Annotated in this window: 1 protein-coding gene; it reads left to right on the forward strand. The window is 66.9% G+C overall.

Annotation, left to right across the window (positions count from 1 at the left end):
* Nucleotides 1–296: 296 nt before the first annotated feature.
* Entirely contained in the window at nucleotides 297–584 is a 288-nt protein-coding gene (locus ACODS0_RS28005; RefSeq protein WP_121421932.1) for a DUF2798 domain-containing protein, read from the forward strand.
* The last annotated feature ends 95 nt before the right edge of the window (nucleotides 585–679 follow it).

Genomic DNA, 679 nt, shown 5'->3' on the forward strand with positions numbered 1-679 from the left:
CACAAGCGCCGCAACGCCGCAGACCGCCCGGCAAGGCACTTGCCCGAAGGGTTGGGGCGAAATCGGGCGATTGGATGCCCCGGCTGCTTGCATGGGCATGGGCCCAAGCTGCGCATCCGAAGCAGCCACTCATCCCGATTGCGCCCCAACGCGGCCCCGAAAAGACCGCAAACACGTTCTTGCGTCCATCAACGTGCCAACCAACACCGGCCCTGCCGGGGTTGTGGTCCCTGGCCTGCATCTGCTGCAGGGTGGGGGCGGCACCTTGCTTGACCGGTCTGCTTTCTGGAATTTCAATGAACCAACCTTCCTCGCTCCCGCCGTCGTCCCGCCAGACCTTCCTCGGGCTGCGCAGATTGCCCGCACGCTCGGCGGCCTGGGTCATGCCACTGCTGTTGTCGCTGCTCATGACCTTCATCGTGTCCCTGATCAGCACCGTGCGCGTGGCGGGCTTCTCGCTGGACCTCCCGCGCCTGTGGCTGAGTGCCTGGGCGCTGTCCTGGGTAGTGGCCTTCCCCACGCTGTTGCTGGTGCTGCCTGTGGTGCGCCGCATCACGGCGGCTATCGTCGAGCAGCCGCGCTGACCGATCGCGTGGCGGGCGGTGGGCACCCTCACGCCGCCCATGGGCTGAGCCCACCCGGAGTCACCAGCGTGCGTGCACGCTACTGACATCAGGTT

The sequence above is a fragment of the Acidovorax sp. FG60 genome, assembly GCF_057808995.1.